Genomic DNA, 17,408 nt, shown 5'->3' on the forward strand with positions numbered 1-17,408 from the left:
GGTTCTGTACCGCGAGGGCAAAGCCGAAGGCTTCCCGCGGCCAGCCGTGATCCAGCGTGATCGGCACCAGGAAGATGCCCTGCGCATGTCGTACCCCGAGCGCCAGGCCCATCACCAGCCCGCCGGCCACGACGATGGTCCACGGTCGGCCGCGCCGGGTCGCTTCACATTCCTGTACTGCAGTCATTCCATGCTCCTGCCCGGCCCGCACGCTCGGCGCCCGCGTTGTCGAATGCGGCCATTACACTGGCGGCACAAGAGCGCATCAAACGAGTTCTTGGTCAGCACCGCATGCGTTTAGGGAATGTCATCACCTCTGATCCGCCTCCCCTCGCTGGACCTCGTGCGCGGTTTCGTCGCGGTCGGGCGCCGCATGAGCATCACGCTGGCGGCGCAGGACCTCTGCCTAACGCAATCGGCGGTCAGCCGCCAGATCCTGGCGTTGGAGGAGGCGCTGGGTTTGAAGCTGCTGGTGCGTGGCCACCGCAGCATTGCTTTCACGCCTGAAGGCGAGCGGCTGTTCCGCAGCGCCGACAGCGCGGTGCAGCAGTTGCAGGACGTGGTGGGCGCGCTGACCGGACGCACCGGGCGGCGCATGGTCACGCTGACGTCCACCATCGGCGTGACCGGGCTGTGGTTGATGCCACGGCTGGGCGCCTTCTTGCAGCAGCATCCTGACATCGAGGTGCGCGTCTCGGCCAACAGCCGCTCGATGGAATTGCAGGCCGAGGGCATTGACCTGGCGATCCGCTACGGCGCGCGCGAGGCCATGCCGGCGGGCGCGGAGCGCCTGTTCGGCGAGGAAATCGTGCCGGTGGCGCACCCGTCGCTGGGCCTCGCGGCGCTGTCGGCGCCGCAGAGTGTGCAGGCGCAGGTGCTGCTGGAGTTCGACGGCCCCTACCGGCCCTGGCTGCAATGGAGCCACTGGCTGGAGCGCCAGGGCTGCAAGGCGCTGCATCCGCGCGGCGTGCTCCGCTTCAACCAGTACGACCAGCTCATCCACGCGGCCGTGGCCGGCCAGGGCATCGCGCTGGGGCGGCGCGCACTGATCGCACCGATGCTTGCCGACGGGCGGCTGGTCGCGCTTGGCACGCCGCAAACCGCCCCGGTGGAGTACTGGTTAATTCAAGCCGAGGCGAACCCGGCGACGGAGGTTCGGGAGTTCATAGACTGGATCCGTGCCGAGGCGCAGGCCGTCGGATGTTGAGCGGCTGTCCTTGCGCCGCTGCTACGCGACCTGGCGCACCGGCTGCGGCGGCGCAGGCGTGCCCGGCGGCAGCGTAAAAATCTCGCCCCGCGGCTGCGCCGGCAGCCGCCCGTAGCGCAACCACTCCAGCGCCAGCGGCCACAGGCTGTGCTCGAAGCGGCTGTGGAAAAAGGCGAAGTGGCCCACCTGTGCCTGGCCGATGTTCTCGGGCCTCAGGTGCAGGTGCGTGCGCGCGCTGTTGCGGTAGTAGCGCAGCAGCCGTTGCACCGCATCCACCGTGCCGAACTCGTCATCACTCAGGCTCAGTGCCAGCGTCGCGCCGTGCACCGCTGCGAAGCGCTCCACCAACTCGTCGAGCTCGGCTTGCGGCAGCACCAGCGCGCCGCGGCGCCAGTTGTCCTCGAAGCGCGGATATGGTGCGGTCCAGTCACGCACCACGCCACGCGGCGTGTCCTCCAGCCAGCCCAGGCGCCGGCCCGGAAAGTAACCCAGCACGGCGGTCAGCGCCGGCATCACCACGTGCCACTTCAGCAGCAGGCGCAGGCGCCCGGCGCGGTGGTAGTCGCGCCAATGGGCGTACTGCGCGCCCATGGTGAACACGCGCAAGACACGGTGGCTGGAGGCAGCCAGCCCGATCAAGAAACCGCCAACGCTGTGCGCCACGACCTGCATCGGCTGGCCCGGGAAACGGCACAACGCAAACTGCAGTGCTGCTTCGAAGTCCAGCCGGCCCCAATCGATCCACCCCGCCTCGAAGCCGCGCAGGCTGCGCGGGCGCGATTCGCCGATGCCGCGGTAGTCGTAGCAAAGCACGTCGAAGCCGTGCGCATGCAGGAAGGCGGCAAAGCGCGCGTAGTAGCGGCAGCGCACCGAGGTAGCCGGGTTGATCACGACCACCGGGCGCTCCCGACCGGGGCCGGGATGCTGCCAGGCGAAACCGTTGAGCCGGTACCCGTCCGCAGCGGGGAAGGAGACGGGCTGGGGCGTGGAAGCGCAAGGGTCCATCTGTCGTTGCGAGCAGGCCGAGGGTGTCGATGGCGCAGATGCTAGGAACTGTGCCCGTCCGGCTCAAACGACAAGTTCTCATGCGTCGCATGCTCTGGCGGCATGCCGTACGGCGGGGGCGCGCGGGAACCTCGCCGTCGCAGCAGCCCTGCCGGGCTACTGCAACTGCTGCTAGAGCTGGGAGATGTGGTCGTACGCGCTCACCGCCTGCTGCACCGGCGAGTCGCCATTGCCGCTGTCCGGCAGGCCACCACCATGCGGTTGCCCAGTTGCTCCAATTCCCTCTACCAGGGAGCGCGCTGTCTGTGGGCTGGCGGACGCTGTCGAATAGAGGCGTCCATTCAATTACCCCATCCCGTGAGCTGGCCCCCCGGCCAATACGCTGCCGTCGCGCTTGAGCGCCACCGTGTGGTAGGCGCCACCGGCGACGGCCACGACGTCGTGCAGTCCACTCGGAGCACTGCTCTGGCCCGAGTCGTTGGCGCCCCAGCCCACGACCGTGCCGCTCACGGCCGCGTGTGCTGCGCCCGTCGTCACGGCGGTCAATGGGGTGGCCAGGCACGCTGCGAGCAGCATCAGGCCGTGCGGCCGCGCACGCCTGATGGAAGTGGCCACGGCTCTACGCCTCTTGCCGATGGCCAGTGGGAAACCGGAATCGACGCGCTGTCCAACGTGTGCGCCCAGCCGGTTCGCAACGAGCCAGGCTGCTTGGCGCCTGCGAGGCAGGCCGCTCAGCTGTGGTTGCACTTGGCACCGTGCAGGCTTGCGTGGATGCCGGCGTCGAGCTATCTGAGGTTGCAGGGTTCGTTCCGTTTTTCACGCACAGCGCACTTGGCCGCCGCGTGCGTGTGGCGCCAGGTCCATCCGCACCGCGGGCGGCCCCGCCGCCCAAATGCAAGGCCAGCCGACCTTGGCGCTGCGCAGTAGCCGGGTCGTGCGGCGCAGGCCATTTTCGATCCTCGTGTATGAAATAGCATACTTTTTGAGGTTAGAGTATGATTTTTCATACATGTCGTCCACTGCCCGTTCCGAGCCGGACCCGCTGCTGCACAGCTTGAGCCAGTCGCTGCGCGAGGCCCGCATTCATCGCGGCCTGAGCCAGCAGCAACTCGCCGAGATGGCAGGCGTGACGCGGCTGCGCGTCATCGACATCGAACGCGGCTCAGCCAGTGTGGCCATCGGCGCGTACGCCCGGGTCGCCCGCAGCCTGGGCCTTCAGCTCGCCTTGGAGGCCTACCGGCGTCCGGTGTTCGAGGAGCTCAAGGAGACGTTCCGGTGACGGTGCGCCAACTGCAGGTCCATGCGCCCCAGGGCTGGTGCGCCAGCCTCAGCCACGATGCCTCGGGCTACTGGCTGAGCACGCCCGGCACGCAGCCGACAACCGAGGTGTGCCTGTCGATGCCGCACCGCGCCCGGCCCTACGAATCGCGCGAACTGCCCCCGATCTTCCAGATGAACCTGCCCGAGGGCCGGGTGCTCGAAGCGATCCGCTACCGGCTGGCCAAGACCACCGCCGTGGACCCGATGCTGCTGCTGTCGCTCACCGGCGCGAAAGCGCCCATTGGACGGCTGCGCTGCTTGCTCGACAACGACAGCGCCAAGGACGGCGTCGCGGAGCCGGGCGAGAGCCTGGCGCAGATCCTGGCCTGGGACGGTGCGCAGGATCTGTTCGACGAGCTCTTCGACAAGTACGTCATGAGCTCCGGCATCTCCGGCGTGCAGCCCAAGGTGCTGGTGCCCGAGGCCACGCTCAAGGGCGGCAAGGTCACGACGCTGACCAACAACCTCATCGTCAAGAGCGGCCAGGACGAGTTCCCGCACCTGGCGGTCAACGAGTTCGTCTGCATGTCCATCGCCCGCGAGGCCGGGCTGCGCACGCCTGAGTTCTTCCTCTCGGACAACCGGCAGCTGTTCGTCATGCGCCGCTTCGACCGCACAGCCGACGGCGCGCCGCTGGGCTTCGAGGATTTCGCGGTCCTCACCGGGCGCACGCCGCTGCAGAAGTACGAAGGCTCCTACGAGATGGTGGCCAAGGCGGTGCGGCTCTACGCCGACGCGGCGCACCTGCGGCGCTCGCTGCGCGAGCTCTTCAGCAGCGTGGCGCTGTCGTGCATGCTCGGCAACGGCGACGCGCACCTCAAGAACTTCGGGCTGACCTACACCTGGCCGGGCAGCGGCGACGTGCAGCTCAGCCCCGCCTTCGACATCGTCAACACCACGCTGTACCTGCCCGGTGACACGCTGGCCCTGAAGCTCGCGGGCGGAAAGTCGATTTTTGCCGCGCGGCTGGGCCTGGTGGATCTGGCGCGCGCCTGTGAGGTGAGCGACCCGGCCGCCGTGATCGACACCCTCATCGAGGCCGCGCATGTGGTGGTCTTCACGCACCACGATCTGCTCAAGGAGGCGCCGGGCCTGGAGGAGGCGCTCATGCATGGCGTCCACCAGTTCGAGCAGGGTTTTCCACGCGGCTGAAAGAGCGCGCGTGCCAGGGCATGCGCGCCGCGCCATGCCTGGCCTGCAAGGGTTGGGCCGCCCTATCCGCCTTGGCGCCGCCGCGTGTACAGCGCTGCACCGGCCCCCACGCCAAGACCACACAGAGCGAGCACGGCGCTGCCGGGCTCAGGAACAGGCGCCGCCAGCGACAGCGCATGCAGCGCCGGCTTGGCAAACGTGAAGCCTTGCGCTTGCACCTCCACGCGGAAAATTCCACTGCCTTGCTCGGCCGTAGTGTTTTCGTACCTGAACACCAGCCCCTGGGACAAGCTGGCCTGTAGGGGCGAGCTGGAATCCAGGCGCAATGCGTTGTCGTAGCGCGTCTGCGCGAATGGCGTATAGGAATAGTTGACCGCGATGAGCGCGGGACCCTGCTCGTCCAGCAGGCTGGGCCCGGTCACGGTGCGCTCCACGTCCAGGCGCAAATGCCCTATGAAATCGAGATGGTCCACGCATAGCGGCGCAATACGGCCTCGGTGAATCTCTGCTCGCTCATGCCGACCACCCGTTGCAGCGGCGTCAATGCGCCATCAGCACGGGCAGCGTCATGGACGTCAGCACCGTGCGCGTGGCGCCGCCCAGCAGCAGTTCACGCGCTCGGGTGTGGCCGTAGCAGCCCATCACCAGCAGGTCCGCGTTCAGGTCGGCCGCGCGCGAAAGCACATCCTCCCCCACCCGGACTTCAGCCGCCCGCTCACGTGAACAGGTCGCTTCAATGCCGTGGCGCAGCAGGAATAGCCGTATCTCCTCAGGATCGCAGTCCCAGCCCGCCACGTGAACCGTCGCGCCCTGCTGCAACAGGGGCAGCACGGCGGACAGCGCGCGGGTCGCCTCGCGAGTGGGCTTCCAAGCAATCAGCACCCGATGGCCTACGTCGTCGAAGTCGCCTGCCCAAGGCACGACCAGCACGGGTTTGCCGCTGTCCACGACAACCGACGGCACAAAGTCCGGCGGCACACCGGCGCCTGCAGGATCGCTGCCGTCGTACTGGCCCAGCACCACCAGGTCGTGATGAAAGCATTCGTGCACGAAGCCGGGATACAGGGCGTGCAGCGGACCCAGCTCGGCCCAGCGCACGTGCGTCCCATCACCTTGCGCGGCATCGACCAGTGCGCGCGCCAGATCGCGGCGCTGGCAGTCGGTCTCCAGCATGCCCGGCATGAAAACGCCGTTGTCTGCAAACGGCGTCGTTTCCTCCAGCACCGTCGGCATGACGGCATACAGTGCCTGTACCGCCGCGTCCAGACGCTGCGCCAGCGTTTGGGCCAGCTCCAGCCGCATGCGGCTGCGCGGCAGTGCATCGACGTGCACCAGGATGGAAGCCACGGAATTCATTCACTTTCTCCTTGCCACTCCGGCCTCATCAATCTCGCTGGGCAGCGTGAAGCTGCGCGAGATGCTGCCCCGGTAGGTCTCGCGCATGAGCACGCGGGCCTTGTCCTTCGGGTCCTTTTTCTCGGTGTCCCTGCGGATTTCGGCATGGATGCCGACGCGGTTGCCGTCCACTTCGACCCGAATGTTCTCCTTCTTCACGCCGGGCAGCTCGGCGCACACGGCGTAGCTCTTGTCCTTTTCCTCGACGTCCAGGCGGATGTCGCCCATGCCCATGATGTCGGCGCCTTGGGCCAATGAGGGCAGCAGGCGGCGGAACTCGGAGAACAGGTCGTCGAAACGCGACAGCGGGGTCAGAGCAGTCATTGAGAACTCCTTTCCATGGGCCACTTTCTAGGATGCAAATGCAACCGTGTCCTGCGGATCAACTCACGTCACTGCGCGCCGCGGCAGGCTGAACACGTCCAATCTAGGCCGGCCGGTGTGGCATGGCTTGCGGAAAATCAACTCCGTACGCAGGGATGCGGCGTGGCGTGTGATGCTGTTGGTGCGCCAGGACAAGGCCGATGAATGTGGTCGCTGTCCTCTCGGGTCGCAAGACATCCGCCGCATTTGCGAAATCTCAATGAGCGCCCCGGCCGCGGCACGAGCATGACGCGAATCGCCGCCGAGCGCCGCTGAGTCATGTCCGCCGTACAGACGCCGCCTTGCTGGCGTTGCAGGCACACAGATGACGCTGTAGGCGCGCAACACCCTGGAGCCGGCCTGCAGCTCGCTTCATTGGAGGTTCAAGCATGGCTGCCAAGCAACTGCTCTTTCGCGACGAGGTACGTGAAAAAATCCGTCGCGGCGCCGGTGCCCTGGCCGATGTGGTGAAGGTGACCCTTGGCCCGCGCGGACGCACCGTCATCCTGGACCGGGCGTTTGGTGCACCGCAGATCGTCAACTCCGGCGTGGTGGTGGTGGCCAGGGCCATCGAGTTGCCGGACCGCTTCGAGAACATGGGCGCGCAGCTGTTGCGCGAGGTGGCCGCGCGCACCGGCGAGACGGCCTGGACGCCATGTGTCGAGCCGGTGCCGAGGTGCGCGACAGCGCAGCAGCACTGCTCTGAGCCGGCGCGGCCGCAGGTTGCGCTTCAAGGAGAAACCTATGAAGACGGATGCTGAACTGAAGAAGGACGTCGAGGACGAGCTGGACTGGGACCCCGCGGTGAACGCCACGGCGTTGGGGGTGGCGGTCAAGGACGGTGTGGTCTCGATCTCGGGGCACCTGTTGACCTATCCCGAGAAGTGGGCCATCCAGAAAGCATTGCAGCGTGTGGCCGGCGTCAAGGCCGTGGCGCTGGAGCTTGACGTGCGCCTGTCGCCGGATCACAGGCGCAGCGACACGGACATCGCCCAGGCCGCCGAGGCCGCGGTGGAGCAGTTGTCCTCAGTTCCCGCCAATGCCGTGCGGGTGATGGTGGACAAGGGCTGGGTGACGCTCCAGGGCGAGCTGGAATGGGACTACCAGCGCCGGCTGGTGGAGAAGTCCGTCAGCCACCTCAGGGGCGTGGTTGGCGTCTCGAACGACATCGCGCTCAGGCATCGCCCCCAACCGCCCGACTTGGCCGAGCGCATCCGCAAGGCCCTGGTGCGGCGGGCGGAACGCGAGGCGCGCCACATCGAAATCAAGACCAGCGGCAACGGCAGCGTGACGCTCACCGGCGTCGTGCACTCCTGGGCTGAGCGCAGCGCGGCCGAGGGTACCGTCCGGTCGGCAGCGGGGGTGCACTGGGTCACCAACCAACTCAAGGTCGAATGATGGAGACCCATGAGCTGTGCGGGGCACGCGTGAGCGGGGGCGCCTCGGGAACCGCGGCCAGGTATTGCAGGGGATGACATGGCTGCACGGCGCATCGTGGCGTTTGTCCTGGCGGGGGGTGAAGGCACCCGCCTTCGCCCGTTCACGCTGGCGCTGCCCAAGCCGGCTCTGCCGCTGGCAGGAGGTTGGCGAATCATCGAACTTGTGCTGAGCAATTTGTACAACTCGGAGATCCGCCAAATCTTCGTGCTGCTTCAGTACAAGCCGGATGTCCTGGTTTCGCACCTGCAGCGGCGGTGGAACGCCGCCAGCCGTCATGCGTTGACGCCCAGGTTGGCACCGAGCATGGAGCCGTCGCAGATGTACATGTTCCGGTAGTTGAAGACGCGGTTCCTGCGGTCACCGAGGACATTGGAACGCCGCCGGCGGCCTGCGCGGCCCTGACGGCGAACGCATTGGCCTCCGGAATGAAGGTCGGGAGGCTGCGCCCGTGCGTGACCAGCCGCTTCGAGAACGGCCAGAACCACCACCGCGCCCAGCACATCGTGAGGTGTGCCTTCGAGTGTCTGCATGCACAACAGGATCATGCGCTCCCAGGCAAAGCCGAAAGGAGACAGCACGCGCAGCGTGCGCACCGGCTGTGTTGCCAGCAGCCGGGCCAGGGTGACCATCCCAAGCGAGGTTCCCTGGCTCCGCTTGCGGATCGGCGTCCGCGAGGCAGGCGCCGTGTCGTCCTGCCATCGTGGGCGGATCGACCCCGGAATTGAGAATTCGCAACCCGCGCCGCGCGGGTCTCGTCACCATGCGCCTCATCCGCCGCTGGACGGCTCCCACGAGGAGAATTGCGATGTACTCCAGGATCCTCGTTCCCCTGGATGGCAGTGATACCGCCGCGTCGGGTTTGCGTGAGGCGCTGGCCCTGGCGCGCGAGCTGCACGCGACGCTGGTGCTGCTGCATGTGGTCAACGAGTTCCCGATGCTGCTGGAAATGGCCTCCGTGAGCAGCATCGCCGACATCCACGAAGGCCTCATCAAGCGCGGCAATGAGTTGCTGGCCAAGGCCAGCCGCGACGCCACGGCGGCCGGCGTGCCGTGCGAAACCCTGTTGCACGAGATGGCTTCCGGCCGCGTTGGCGATGTGATCGCCGAGCAGGCTCGGGTACGCGACTGCCGCCTCATCGTGATGGGCACGCACGGCCGCCGCGGCGTCAGTCGCCTGGTCATGGGCAGCGATGCCGAGATCACCGTGCGCTGTGCGCCGGTGCCGGTGTTGCTGGTGAGCAGGACGCATCTGCCTGAGACCCGATCCTGTCGCCAAGGAGAAGCCCATGAAGACCGATGCCGAGCTGAAACAGGACGTGCAGGACGAGCTGGAGTGGGATCCGGCCGTGGATGCCACCACCATCGGCGTGGCAGTGGAACACGGCGTGGTCACGCTCTCGGGCCACCTGCAGACCTATGCGCAGAAATGGGCGGTGCAGAAGGCGCTGCGGCGCGTGGCCGGGGTCAAGGCTTATGCGCTGGAGCTGGACGTGCTTCTGGCGCCCAACCACCGGCGCAGCGACACCGAGATCGCCCAATTCGCGCAGGCGGCATTGCAGCAACTCGCCGTGCTGCCCGCCGCCGCCGTGCGGCTGATGGTGGACAAGGGCTGGATCACGCTGCAGGGTGAGGTGGACTGGGAGTTTCAGCGTCGCCTGGTGGAGAAGACCATCAGCCACCTCACGGGCGTCGTGGGCGTGTCCAACGACATCACGCTCAAGCATCACTCCATGCCGCCAGATCTGAACGACCGCATTCGGCGTGCGCTGGTGCGACAAGCCGAGCGCGAAGCGCTTCACATCAAAGTGCAGGCCCATCCCAGCGGCACCGTGACGCTACGGGGAACGGTGCACTCCTGGCACGAACGCTGCGCGGCGGAAGGCACGGTTCGCGCAGCGCCGGGAGTGCGCTGGGTGGTGAACCGGATTCAGATCGAAGAGGGGGCCGGGGACTGAAGTGAAACCGCCGACGGGCGCTGCTTGCCCGTCGGCGGTCCTTGCGTCACGTGCGCGAGCGGCCAGCCTCCCAGGGGCGCACACGGCCCGTGTCCGTGTGCACGAACTGCTCGTGCGGGTAGAAGCCTGCGCCGCCAGCGCGCCGCAACGGCGCAGAAAGAAAACGCGTCGCGCTCGATCAGCGTTCATCGGGCAGGCTCCGGCAAGGGTGGGACCGGGCGGTTGCGCAACGCGGCGTCCAGCACGCGGTCGTGACCGTAGAGGTCTTCGAAGAAGTACGCCTGGCCGCCCTTGACCAGGGCCGTGCCGTAGGCGATGAGCACGGGCAACGGTCGCTGCAGCCGCAGCGTGCTGGACTCGCCCCGGGCCATGGCCTCGCGGATGCGGGCGGCGTCCCAGCCCGGTTGGCCCTCCAGCACGAACGCTGCCAGCTCGGCCGGCTGCTCCACGCGGATGCAGCCGTGGCTGAAGTCGCGCCGCTCGCGCGCGAACAGCGCCGTCGCCGGCGTGTGGTGCAGGTAGATGTTCTCGGCGTTGGGAAACACGAACTTGATGTCGCCCAGCGCGTTGCGCGGCCCCGGCCGCTGGCGGATGCGCAGCGCGCCGGCGAGCACGGCATTCAGCCGCGCCGTCGTGAGCGTGGACTCCACGCTGCCGTCGGCGGCAACGAACTCGAAGCCTTCGCGTGCCCAGTACGCCGGATCGCGCCGCAGCCGCGGCACCAGCTCGCCGCGCGCGATCGAGGGCGGCACGTTCCAGTAGGGGCTGAACTCGATGGCACGCATGTCTTGGTCCAATAGCGGCGTGCGCGTGTCCAGCGCCTTGCCGATGATGACCTTCATTTCCAGCCGCAGCTCGATGCGGCCCGCGCGCACTTCGTAGGCGCGCAGCACGAACTCCGGCAGGTTGACCACCACCATGCGCGACGCGCGCAACAGCGGCGTCCATCGCAACCGCTCCAGCGTCAGAGCAATCTGGCGTGCCCGCGCTGCTGGCGGCACTTCCAGTGCAGCCCGGCTGTCGCGGCCCAGCAAGCCGTCGGCATGCAGCCCGTGGCGGCGCTGGAAAGACCGCACCGCTTCCACCAGCACGCCCTCGTAGCGCGGAGGCACCGGCCCACTTGGCAAGTCGCCCAGTGCCTGCAGGCGCTGCGCCAGCAGCGGCAGGCCGACCCAAGCAAGGCCCGGCTCCAGTGCTGCTGCCGAGTCCCGGCTGCGCGGGCGCGTCGGCAACGGTGGCAGTGGCTGCGCCCATGCCGGGTGGGCTTCCAGACGACGGTAGCGCTCCAGCGCGGTGCGCAGTTGCTGGTACTGGGGCAGCGCCGGCGCGGCGGCATTGACTGCATCCTGCAGTCGGTGCTGCGCCAATGCCGCCGCCAGTGCCGCGGCGGGGTCGAAGGCATCAGGTGTAGGGTGCTTCCAGCCCGGGTACAGCGCAGCCGGGTCGACGCGCCCCCCGTGCAGCTCACGCAGGTAGCGCTGCAGGGCGGTGTCCAGCGCTTGCTGGAACTGCTCGCCTGCCTGGATGTCGGCGTCGGCGGCCTGCTCCAGCCGCTGCAGCACGCCGAGCAGTGCTTCGGTGCCATAGTCGTGCGGCTCCAGGCCGTGGCTACCGGCGGCCTCCAGCAGTTGCAGCGCCTCGTGAGCCTCAGGCGCCGGTCGTCCTTCCTGGACCCAGGGCCCGGCCCAGCACGCACTGCACAGCAGCAGCAGTGCCATGCCGCTGCGGCGCCGGATGCGTTGCAAGAATCGGCTCATGCGTGAATTGTGGCCGCCAGCAAATTCATGGTTCGGACAGCCGCTGACACAATTGACTGCGCCCGAGTTTTGCCTGTTCCAGTTACCTGAGCTGCACGGATGGGGCGCCGGAACACTGGCGCCCGTTTTGTCGATGCATTCACCCTTCGTCCCGCCCCTGCTCATGCAGGACGCCTCTCCCACACATCATGGCGAAGCCCTGCTGCGCCTGGCCCGCACGCTGCGCACCATGATGCAGGCTGGTTCCGTGCCGCAGCTGCTGGACAGCAAGCACCTGGGCCTTTTGTGCCAGGGCCGGCACAGCCCTTCCCAGGGTGTGGTGGCGGACGCCGCGCGTGGGCTCGGGGCACGCGTGGCCTGGGTACCGCCCATGGGGTTGGAGGTGGGCAGTGGCCCACAGGCCCACGAAGCCACACGGCTGCTGGGACGGTTCTATGACGCGCTGGATTGCGAGGGTTTGCCGGCCGAGTGGGTCCACAGCCTGCGCCGCGACAGCGGCATACCTGTGTACGAGGGGCTGGGCCGCCGCGACCATCCGCTGGCGCAACTGCTGCCCCACCTGGACAGGGACCAGGCACAGGCGCCTGGCGCGCCCGCCCATGACGAGGACGGTCATCGCCTCCTGCTGCAGGCCATGCTGGTGCATACGTTGCTGTGAACCGCTGCGGCGGTATGCACGGCCATCGTCACGGCCCGTTCACCGTTGGTTCACCCGGCGTTACCGAGAGACGCATGCCATTGGCGGGCGGTTGCCTTTGCGGCGCGATGCTGCGTACACCTGCCACCCCACACAGGTGTCCACGATGATGCTCCACGCAGCTACCCCGTCCAACGCGCTTGCCGCAGGCACGGCGCCCCTGCGCCCCACTTTCCTGGCTCGCCGGTCCGCGGCCGACCCCGCCGCTGCCACGCAAGCGCTGATCGCAGACACGCTGCAGCGTTTGCGCGAGTCGGGCCTGCCACTGCATCGCCGGCTGGTGCATGCCGGCGACACCGTGTACCGCTGCGGCGAAGCCTTCAAGGCGCTGCATGTGCTGCACTCCGGCTTCTTCAAAATGGTCACCATCACGGCCGATGGCCGCGAGCAGGTGGTGGGGCTGCACTTCAAGGGCGACTGGCTGGGCTTCGATGGCATCGCCAGCGGTGCCTACACCTGCGACGCCGTGGCGCTGGACGTGGGCGAAGTCTGGTCCGTGGACTACGAGGCGCTGCTGACACTGTCGGTGAACAAGCCGGGCGTCACCAACATGCTGCACGCCGCCATGAGCCGCCAGATGGCGCGCGAGCGCGAATCGATCCTGTCGCTGTGCACGCTGTCGGCCGACGCTCGCGTGGCCGACTTCCTGCGCCAATGGGTCGAGGCGCTGGACAGGCGTGGCCTGCGCACCGACCGCATCACGCTGTGCCTGACTCGCGCCGAGATCGGCAACTTCCTGGGCATGACGCTGGAGAGCGTGAGCCGCGCGCTGTCCAGGCTCGTGCGCGAGGGCGTGATCAACTTCGCCGAGAAAGGCCGTCGCCACGTGCGGATCGCGGACTCGCAGGCACTGGGCGCGTACATCGCACGCAGCCTGACGCCTGAGCCGGCTGCGCTGCAGTAACGCCTTTCGCCAGGCGCTTGCACCCAAGCCCATGTTCAGCGCCGCTGCAGCGCCTGCGCCACCGCCTGCGCAAGCTGCTCGCGACTGCAAGGTTTTTGCAGCAGCCGCCAGGCATGGCGATGGGCATCCTGCGCCGTCCCAGGCTGGTTGAAGTAGCCCGTCATCAGCACTACGGCCAGCCCTGGCCAGCGCGACACGGTGCGGCGGGCCAATTCGGTCCCGCGCATGCCGGCGCCCAGCACCACGTCGCTCACCAGCAGCTCGAAGGCGGCCGGCGGGGTCAACAGCAGGGCCTGCTCGGCGCTTGAACAGGCCGTGACCTCGCAGCCGAACGACAGCAGGAAGTTGCGCACCACCTCGCGCACCTCAGCGTCGTCCTCCACCAGCAGCGCCTTCAGTCCAGCCGGCAGTGCGGCTGCGCACTGCACGGTCTCGGTCACCGCAGCCGCCGTGGCCACAGGCACGCATGGGATGTACAGCGTCACCGTCGTGCCTTCGCCGGGCGCGGAGTCCAGCGTCACCAGGCCTTGCGACTGGGCCACGAAACCGTACACCGTGCTCAGCCCCAGACCCGTGCCGCGGCCCGCGGGCTTGGTGGTGAAGAAGGGCTCGAAGGCGCGCTCGCGCACCGACTCCGGCATGCCTACGCCGCTGTCGCTGACGGCGATGGCGACATAGCCCGCCTCAGCTGCCGGCAACCCGCTCTCGCGCGCCGCTCCAGGCGGCAGCGTGTCGCAGGCGCGGCAACTGAAGCGCAGTTGCCCGCCCGCGGGCATGGCGTCGCGGGCATTGATGGCGATGTTGAGCAGCGCGGACTCGAGCTGGCCCGGGTCGGCGAGCAGGGGCGGGGTCGATTGGATATCGACAGCGATCTCGATGCTCTGTCCCAGCGTGCGCCGCAGCATCTCCGCCAGCGAGGCCACAAGCTGCGCGGCATCGACCTCGCGAGGCTGCAGTACCTGGCGGCGCGAAAACGCCAGCAGCTGGGTCGTCAGGTCCGCACCACGGCGGCAGCCCCGCAACGCCGCCTCCATCAACTGCTGGCCGTAACTGTCCGCGGCCAGCAAAGGCAGATCCTGCGACACCTGCAGATTGCCGTGGATGACCGTGAGCAGGTTGTTGAAGTCGTGCGCAATGCCGCCGGTGAGCTGGCCCACGCTCTCCAGCCGCTGCGCGTGCCGCAGCGCCTCTTCGCCATGTGCGCGCTGCAAGCTGCTGGCCAGCAGGTTGGCCAGCGACTGCAGGTAATGAAGCTCGTCGCCGCCAAAGTGCCGCGCCCGACGCGAGCGCACGCTCAGCAGGCCGATGGCGTGACCCCGGTCCAGCAGCGGCACGACCAGCGCGCTGACCAATCCGGCAGCCGCGCGCTCCGATGGCACCTCAAAGCGGTCCTCCTGGGCGTAGTCCTCGACCACCAGCGGTTCGATCCGGCGCAGCACCTCCTGCGCCTCGGTATCGGGCTCGACGAGCTGCACCGCATCGGTTGCAGGGCCGGAGCCGCAGGCGCCCGCCACACGCAGCAGCCGCTGGCCAGGCTCCTGCAGCAGCACGGCCGCGGCTTCGCACTCCAACGCCTGCATGGCGGCAGCGGGCACGCGCTCCAGCAGCAGTCACGGATCGCGCGCGTCCACCGCCTCGCGCCCAAGCTGCGCCACCGACTCGCTGTACCGCGCGCGCTGCAGCGCCTGGCGCACGCGCGGGTAGCCGCCCACGTCGCGCATGGCTGCCAGCACATAAGGCAGGCCTTGCGACTGCAGCGGGCTCAGTGCGATCTCCACCTGCACCTGCGTGCCGTCACGGCGCAGCGCCACAAGCTCCATCTGCATGCCCATGGGCCGGGAGCGCGGCTGCTGCGCGTAGCCGGCGCGGTAGGCAGCGTGGCGGGACCGGGCAGCCTCTGGCACCAATGCGTCCACGTTCAGACTGCGCAGCTCCTGCACCGTGTAGCCCAGCAGCTGCGCCGCGGCCGGATTGGCCAGGACGATGTCGCCGTCGGTACCCACCAGCAACAGCGCGTCCGGCGAGGCGGTGAACATGGAGCGGTACACCGTGCCTTCGTCGACCCCTTCGGCCGACGCACCCGATGTTTGTGCAAGGTGGAGCGCCATGGATTGCGAGGCACCGGGGATGCAGTGCATTCAGCGCAGTTCGATCTTGGGCACAAAGAGGTAGCCCGCGCCACGCACCGACTTGATGATGCGAGGCTCATCGGCCGAGTCTTCGAGCTTGCGGCGCAGACGGCCGACCTGCACGTCGATCGTGCGGTCGAAAGGCGCGGCTTCACGCCGGTGCGTGGCCTGCAGCAATGAGTCGCGTGACAGCACGCGCCCGGGGTGCTGAACGAACACCGCCAGCAAATCGAACTCGCCGGTGGTCAACGTCACTTCGCGCCCGTCAGGGGCAAGCAGCCGGCGGGCGGCGGTGTCCAGCTCCCAATCCTGAAAGCGGTAACGTGGGCGCGACGCAGACGGCGCCAAAGCCTGCGCAGTCACCGGCGGGTCGTCCGTGGGCGCCACACGCCGCAGCACCGCCTTCACCCGCGCCAGCAGCTCGCGCAAATCAAAAGGCTTGGTGACGTAGTCGTCAGCGCCAATCTCCAGGCCCACCACCTTGTCCACCGAGTCACGACGCCCGGTAACGATGACCAGCCCGCAGTGCCAGTGCTCACGCAGCCGCCGTGCGATGGCAAATCCATCCTCACCCGGCAGCCCCAAGTCCAACAGCACAAGTTGCGGTGCATCAGCCGCCATGAGCGCCATCAGCGCGGCACCATCATGCAATTGGCTCACTCGAAAACCATGGGGCTGCAGGTAGTTCGCCAGCAGCTGCGTAATGTCGGGATCGTCGTCCACGACGGTTATATGCACCGCGCTCACAGCCCGGCTCCGTGGACGCTGCGGCCCGCAGCCCAAGCGGGATTCCCGCCGGAACACGCCTTCGCTACGCCACTGAACATTGTGTACAGCACTTGTCCGTTCAACATTCACCCCTCCCTTTCCCGTACCTCACGGCTTGCAGTTGGCGGTCGCTGTTTGATGGGTGTGCGGTCACGGTATCGGTCACCTGCTGTGGCGCACCCTCTGCACACAAATTCTTCCTGTCACGACAGGTCCGCTTGCAAGCATTCAAGTGTGCGAAACAAGTCCAGCCAAATCCCGGAAAAATATAGACAAGGTGCTTATGGCGTAAGTGCAGGCTAATGCCTGCAACCGTTGATTACGCAGACCGATCACTTTTCCGTTCGCTGGCGAAAGGGATACGGCTCCCTTGAGAAATATCAGCCTGGGCTTCACGCGGACGAAGCAGCAGCCCGGCGCATCGACCTGCCCCGCGCCGGGGGGCCTATGGCCAGGATCCGTCCAGTCCCATGGGCGCTGCTTTTGTGGGGCTCTCCCAGGCTACTTCTTTCAGCGGATGATGAGCACCGGCAGCCTTGTCGAGGCCAGCACCTGCTGCACGACCGAGCCCAGCACGGCACCGCCCACGGCACCACGTCCGTGGCTGCCCATGACCGCCACATCAAACTTGCCCGTGTTGGCCAGTCGGGCGATCTCCCGGGCCGGTGGGCAGATCTTGTGCACAAAGGTGGGCTGGATGCCATGGCGCTTGAGAAAGCTGCGCACCGGACGCAGCACGCGCTCGGCGTCACTGGCGTAGTAATCCTCGACGCTGGCCGGATCGGCCAATGCTGCTGCGCGGTGTGGCAACGGCGGCACGGCGTGAAACACCGTCCACGCCACGTCCTTGCCGCACCAGCGCTCGTGCGACACCAGATGGGCCAGCATGCGCTTGGTGCAATCGCTGTCGTCCACGGCCACCAGCATCCTCACGTCGAAGTCTCCTTGCCCGCCAAATGTCGCGTTCCTACGGCGCCTGCCCACGCGGCAGCGGCCAGTACCGCTGCCCGCATGATCGTTCATCGCCGGTTCAGGTGGTGTGGAACACCATGCGACGGCCGGTGCATCAAGGCGCTGTTGCCAGCGTACCGGCAGGAGGCTCGCCACATGGACACGAATATCAGGAATTTCATCGGCTCGCTCACGCGCGTGCTGCTGCCCATCGTCTTTGCCGTCGCAACGACCGCCTTCATATCCATTCCCATGGCACTCGGCCATGTCCCCGGTGACGCGACGGTTGCTCGTGTACCCGCTGACGGCCATGTGAGCTGAAGCACTGCGCCAACGACTCCAATGCGGTCACCCGCGCTGGGCTA

The 17,408-nt window shown here is 67.7% G+C and carries 21 protein-coding genes and 2 pseudogenes; 11 read left to right on the forward strand and 12 right to left on the reverse strand.

Annotated features, from left to right (window positions below):
• A pseudogene (locus tag ALA01S_RS32300) lies at positions 1 to 187 on the reverse strand (MFS transporter); the annotation flags it as partial.
• Positions 188 to 304: 117 nt separating this feature from the next.
• On the opposite strand from ALA01S_RS32300, the gene ALA01S_RS26795 reads away from it, so the two are divergent.
• Complete coding sequence (locus tag ALA01S_RS26795; RefSeq protein ID WP_066342340.1) at positions 305 to 1,207, forward strand: LysR substrate-binding domain-containing protein; 903 nt, start codon at positions 305 to 307, stop codon at positions 1,205 to 1,207.
• Positions 1,208 to 1,228: 21 nt separating this feature from the next.
• Here ALA01S_RS26795 and ALA01S_RS26800 read toward each other — a convergent pair whose 3' ends face one another.
• Positions 1,229 to 2,212, reverse strand: coding sequence for an alpha/beta hydrolase family protein (locus ALA01S_RS26800; protein WP_084267986.1), 984 nt, complete (start codon positions 2,210 to 2,212; stop codon positions 1,229 to 1,231).
• A gap of 345 nt (positions 2,213 to 2,557) precedes the next feature.
• Positions 2,558 to 2,827 carry an RCC1 domain-containing protein gene (locus ALA01S_RS26805; RefSeq protein WP_157119305.1) on the reverse strand — a complete coding sequence of 90 codons (270 nt, stop codon included), beginning with the start codon at positions 2,825 to 2,827 and terminating at the stop codon, positions 2,558 to 2,560.
• 394 nt (positions 2,828 to 3,221) lie between these two features.
• Between ALA01S_RS26805 and ALA01S_RS26810 the strand changes: the two genes are divergently transcribed.
• Both ALA01S_RS26810 and ALA01S_RS26815 read left to right on the forward strand, forming a co-directional pair.
• Complete coding sequence (locus ALA01S_RS26810) at positions 3,222 to 3,491, forward strand: helix-turn-helix domain-containing protein (RefSeq protein ID WP_066342355.1); 270 nt, start codon at positions 3,222 to 3,224, stop codon at positions 3,489 to 3,491.
• Positions 3,488 to 4,684, forward strand: coding sequence for a type II toxin-antitoxin system HipA family toxin (locus ALA01S_RS26815; RefSeq protein WP_066342343.1), 1,197 nt, complete (start codon positions 3,488 to 3,490; stop codon positions 4,682 to 4,684). The genes ALA01S_RS26810 and ALA01S_RS26815 overlap by 4 nt, the downstream gene beginning before the upstream one ends.
• A 62-nt stretch (positions 4,685 to 4,746) precedes the next feature.
• Here ALA01S_RS26815 and ALA01S_RS26820 read toward each other — a convergent pair whose 3' ends face one another.
• From ALA01S_RS26820 to ALA01S_RS26830, 3 genes are all read right to left on the reverse strand, one after another.
• The gene (locus ALA01S_RS26820) at positions 4,747 to 5,118 is read right to left on the reverse strand and encodes a PEP-CTERM sorting domain-containing protein (protein ID WP_169806026.1); all 372 of its coding nucleotides are present in this window, start codon (positions 5,116 to 5,118) and stop codon (positions 4,747 to 4,749) included.
• A 106-nt stretch (positions 5,119 to 5,224) separates the two neighbouring features.
• A complete protein-coding gene (locus ALA01S_RS26825) occupies positions 5,225 to 6,040 on the reverse strand; it encodes a universal stress protein (RefSeq protein ID WP_066342345.1) in 816 nt (271 codons plus the stop codon).
• Complete coding sequence (locus ALA01S_RS26830; protein WP_066342346.1) at positions 6,041 to 6,403, reverse strand: Hsp20/alpha crystallin family protein; 363 nt, start codon at positions 6,401 to 6,403, stop codon at positions 6,041 to 6,043.
• 428 nt (positions 6,404 to 6,831) lie between these two features.
• Between ALA01S_RS26830 and ALA01S_RS26835 the strand changes: the two genes are divergently transcribed.
• From ALA01S_RS26835 to ALA01S_RS35510, 3 genes are all read left to right on the forward strand, one after another.
• A complete protein-coding gene (locus ALA01S_RS26835; RefSeq protein WP_066342347.1) occupies positions 6,832 to 7,203 on the forward strand; it encodes a hypothetical protein in 372 nt (123 codons plus the stop codon).
• Positions 7,187 to 7,840, forward strand: coding sequence for a BON domain-containing protein (locus ALA01S_RS26840; RefSeq protein WP_066342348.1), 654 nt, complete (start codon positions 7,187 to 7,189; stop codon positions 7,838 to 7,840). The genes ALA01S_RS26835 and ALA01S_RS26840 overlap by 17 nt, the downstream gene beginning before the upstream one ends.
• Before the next feature lie 78 nt (positions 7,841 to 7,918).
• On the forward strand, positions 7,919 to 8,218 hold the full coding sequence (locus tag ALA01S_RS35510; protein ID WP_066342349.1) for a sugar phosphate nucleotidyltransferase: 300 nt from the start codon (positions 7,919 to 7,921) through the stop codon (positions 8,216 to 8,218).
• Here ALA01S_RS35510 and ALA01S_RS33565 read toward each other — a convergent pair.
• Positions 8,155 to 8,511: a hypothetical protein gene (locus ALA01S_RS33565; RefSeq protein WP_157119307.1), complete on the reverse strand. Its 357-nt coding sequence runs from the start codon at positions 8,509 to 8,511 to the stop codon at positions 8,155 to 8,157. The genes ALA01S_RS35510 and ALA01S_RS33565 overlap by 64 nt on opposite strands.
• A gap of 176 nt (positions 8,512 to 8,687) precedes the next feature.
• Here ALA01S_RS33565 and ALA01S_RS32305 point away from each other — a divergent pair.
• A pseudogene (locus ALA01S_RS32305) lies at positions 8,688 to 9,107 on the forward strand (universal stress protein); the annotation flags it as partial.
• 61 nt (positions 9,108 to 9,168) lie between these two features.
• A complete protein-coding gene (locus tag ALA01S_RS26850; protein ID WP_066342350.1) occupies positions 9,169 to 9,837 on the forward strand; it encodes a BON domain-containing protein in 669 nt (222 codons plus the stop codon).
• Between the two features lie 185 nt (positions 9,838 to 10,022).
• On the opposite strand, the gene ALA01S_RS26855 is transcribed toward ALA01S_RS26850, so the two are convergent.
• Positions 10,023 to 11,594: a L,D-transpeptidase family protein gene (locus ALA01S_RS26855; protein WP_066342351.1), complete on the reverse strand. Its 1,572-nt coding sequence runs from the start codon at positions 11,592 to 11,594 to the stop codon at positions 10,023 to 10,025.
• 133 nt (positions 11,595 to 11,727) lie between these two features.
• On the opposite strand from ALA01S_RS26855, the gene ALA01S_RS26860 reads away from it, so the two are divergent.
• On the forward strand, positions 11,728 to 12,252 hold the full coding sequence (locus tag ALA01S_RS26860; protein ID WP_169806027.1) for a Rossmann-fold NAD(P)-binding domain-containing protein: 525 nt from the start codon (positions 11,728 to 11,730) through the stop codon (positions 12,250 to 12,252).
• Between the two features lie 145 nt (positions 12,253 to 12,397).
• Positions 12,398 to 13,195 carry a Crp/Fnr family transcriptional regulator gene (locus ALA01S_RS26865; RefSeq protein WP_238455966.1) on the forward strand — a complete coding sequence of 266 codons (798 nt, stop codon included), beginning with the start codon at positions 12,398 to 12,400 and terminating at the stop codon, positions 13,193 to 13,195.
• 35 nt (positions 13,196 to 13,230) lie between these two features.
• Here the strand turns inward: ALA01S_RS26865 and ALA01S_RS26870 are convergent, their stop codons facing one another.
• From ALA01S_RS26870 to ALA01S_RS26880, 4 genes are all read right to left on the reverse strand, one after another.
• On the reverse strand, positions 13,231 to 14,790 hold the full coding sequence (locus ALA01S_RS26870) for an ATP-binding protein (protein ID WP_238455967.1): 1,560 nt from the start codon (positions 14,788 to 14,790) through the stop codon (positions 13,231 to 13,233).
• Positions 14,791 to 14,805: 15 nt separating this feature from the next.
• Positions 14,806 to 15,303, reverse strand: coding sequence for a PAS domain S-box protein (locus tag ALA01S_RS35065; RefSeq protein WP_238455968.1), 498 nt, complete (start codon positions 15,301 to 15,303; stop codon positions 14,806 to 14,808).
• A gap of 30 nt (positions 15,304 to 15,333) precedes the next feature.
• Positions 15,334 to 16,047, reverse strand: coding sequence for a winged helix-turn-helix domain-containing protein (locus ALA01S_RS26875; RefSeq protein ID WP_238455969.1), 714 nt, complete (start codon positions 16,045 to 16,047; stop codon positions 15,334 to 15,336).
• A gap of 555 nt (positions 16,048 to 16,602) precedes the next feature.
• Positions 16,603 to 17,019 carry a universal stress protein gene (locus tag ALA01S_RS26880; protein WP_238455970.1) on the reverse strand — a complete coding sequence of 139 codons (417 nt, stop codon included), beginning with the start codon at positions 17,017 to 17,019 and terminating at the stop codon, positions 16,603 to 16,605.
• Between the two features lie 180 nt (positions 17,020 to 17,199).
• On the opposite strand from ALA01S_RS26880, the gene ALA01S_RS33570 reads away from it, so the two are divergent.
• Positions 17,200 to 17,364, forward strand: a complete 165-nt coding sequence (locus ALA01S_RS33570) for a hypothetical protein (RefSeq protein ID WP_157119309.1) — start codon at positions 17,200 to 17,202, stop codon at positions 17,362 to 17,364.
• The last annotated feature ends 44 nt before the right edge of the window (positions 17,365 to 17,408 follow it).

The organism is Azohydromonas lata NBRC 102462, assembly GCF_001571085.1.
Lineage (GTDB): Bacteria > Pseudomonadota > Gammaproteobacteria > Burkholderiales > Burkholderiaceae_C > Azohydromonas > Azohydromonas lata.

Bases quoted from the DNA above. Each gene is read 5' to 3' on its own strand.
- ALA01S_RS35065 (WP_238455968.1), bottom strand. From the start codon at position 15,303: ATGGCGCTCCACCTTGCACAAACATCGGGTGCGTCGGCCGAAGGGGTC.
- ALA01S_RS26860 (WP_169806027.1), top strand. From the start codon at position 11,728: ATGCATTCACCCTTCGTCCCGCCCCTGCTCATGCAGGACGCCTCTCCC.
- ALA01S_RS26830 (WP_066342346.1), bottom strand. From the start codon at position 6,403: ATGACTGCTCTGACCCCGCTGTCGCGTTTCGACGACCTGTTCTCCGAG.
- ALA01S_RS26795 (WP_066342340.1), top strand. From the start codon at position 305: ATGTCATCACCTCTGATCCGCCTCCCCTCGCTGGACCTCGTGCGCGGT.
- ALA01S_RS26880 (WP_238455970.1), bottom strand. From the start codon at position 17,019: ATGCTGGTGGCCGTGGACGACAGCGATTGCACCAAGCGCATGCTGGCC.
- ALA01S_RS26855 (WP_066342351.1), bottom strand. From the start codon at position 11,594: ATGAGCCGATTCTTGCAACGCATCCGGCGCCGCAGCGGCATGGCACTG.
- ALA01S_RS26800 (WP_084267986.1), bottom strand. From the start codon at position 2,212: ATGGACCCTTGCGCTTCCACGCCCCAGCCCGTCTCCTTCCCCGCTGCG.
- ALA01S_RS33570 (WP_157119309.1), top strand. From the start codon at position 17,200: ATGGACACGAATATCAGGAATTTCATCGGCTCGCTCACGCGCGTGCTG.
- ALA01S_RS26810 (WP_066342355.1), top strand. From the start codon at position 3,222: ATGTCGTCCACTGCCCGTTCCGAGCCGGACCCGCTGCTGCACAGCTTG.
- ALA01S_RS26825 (WP_066342345.1), bottom strand. From the start codon at position 6,040: ATGAATTCCGTGGCTTCCATCCTGGTGCACGTCGATGCACTGCCGCGC.
- ALA01S_RS35510 (WP_066342349.1), top strand. From the start codon at position 7,919: ATGGCTGCACGGCGCATCGTGGCGTTTGTCCTGGCGGGGGGTGAAGGC.
- ALA01S_RS26835 (WP_066342347.1), top strand. From the start codon at position 6,832: ATGGCTGCCAAGCAACTGCTCTTTCGCGACGAGGTACGTGAAAAAATC.
- ALA01S_RS26865 (WP_238455966.1), top strand. From the start codon at position 12,398: ATGATGCTCCACGCAGCTACCCCGTCCAACGCGCTTGCCGCAGGCACG.
- ALA01S_RS26840 (WP_066342348.1), top strand. From the start codon at position 7,187: ATGAAGACGGATGCTGAACTGAAGAAGGACGTCGAGGACGAGCTGGAC.
- ALA01S_RS33565 (WP_157119307.1), bottom strand. From the start codon at position 8,511: ATGGTCACCCTGGCCCGGCTGCTGGCAACACAGCCGGTGCGCACGCTG.
- ALA01S_RS26850 (WP_066342350.1), top strand. From the start codon at position 9,169: ATGAAGACCGATGCCGAGCTGAAACAGGACGTGCAGGACGAGCTGGAG.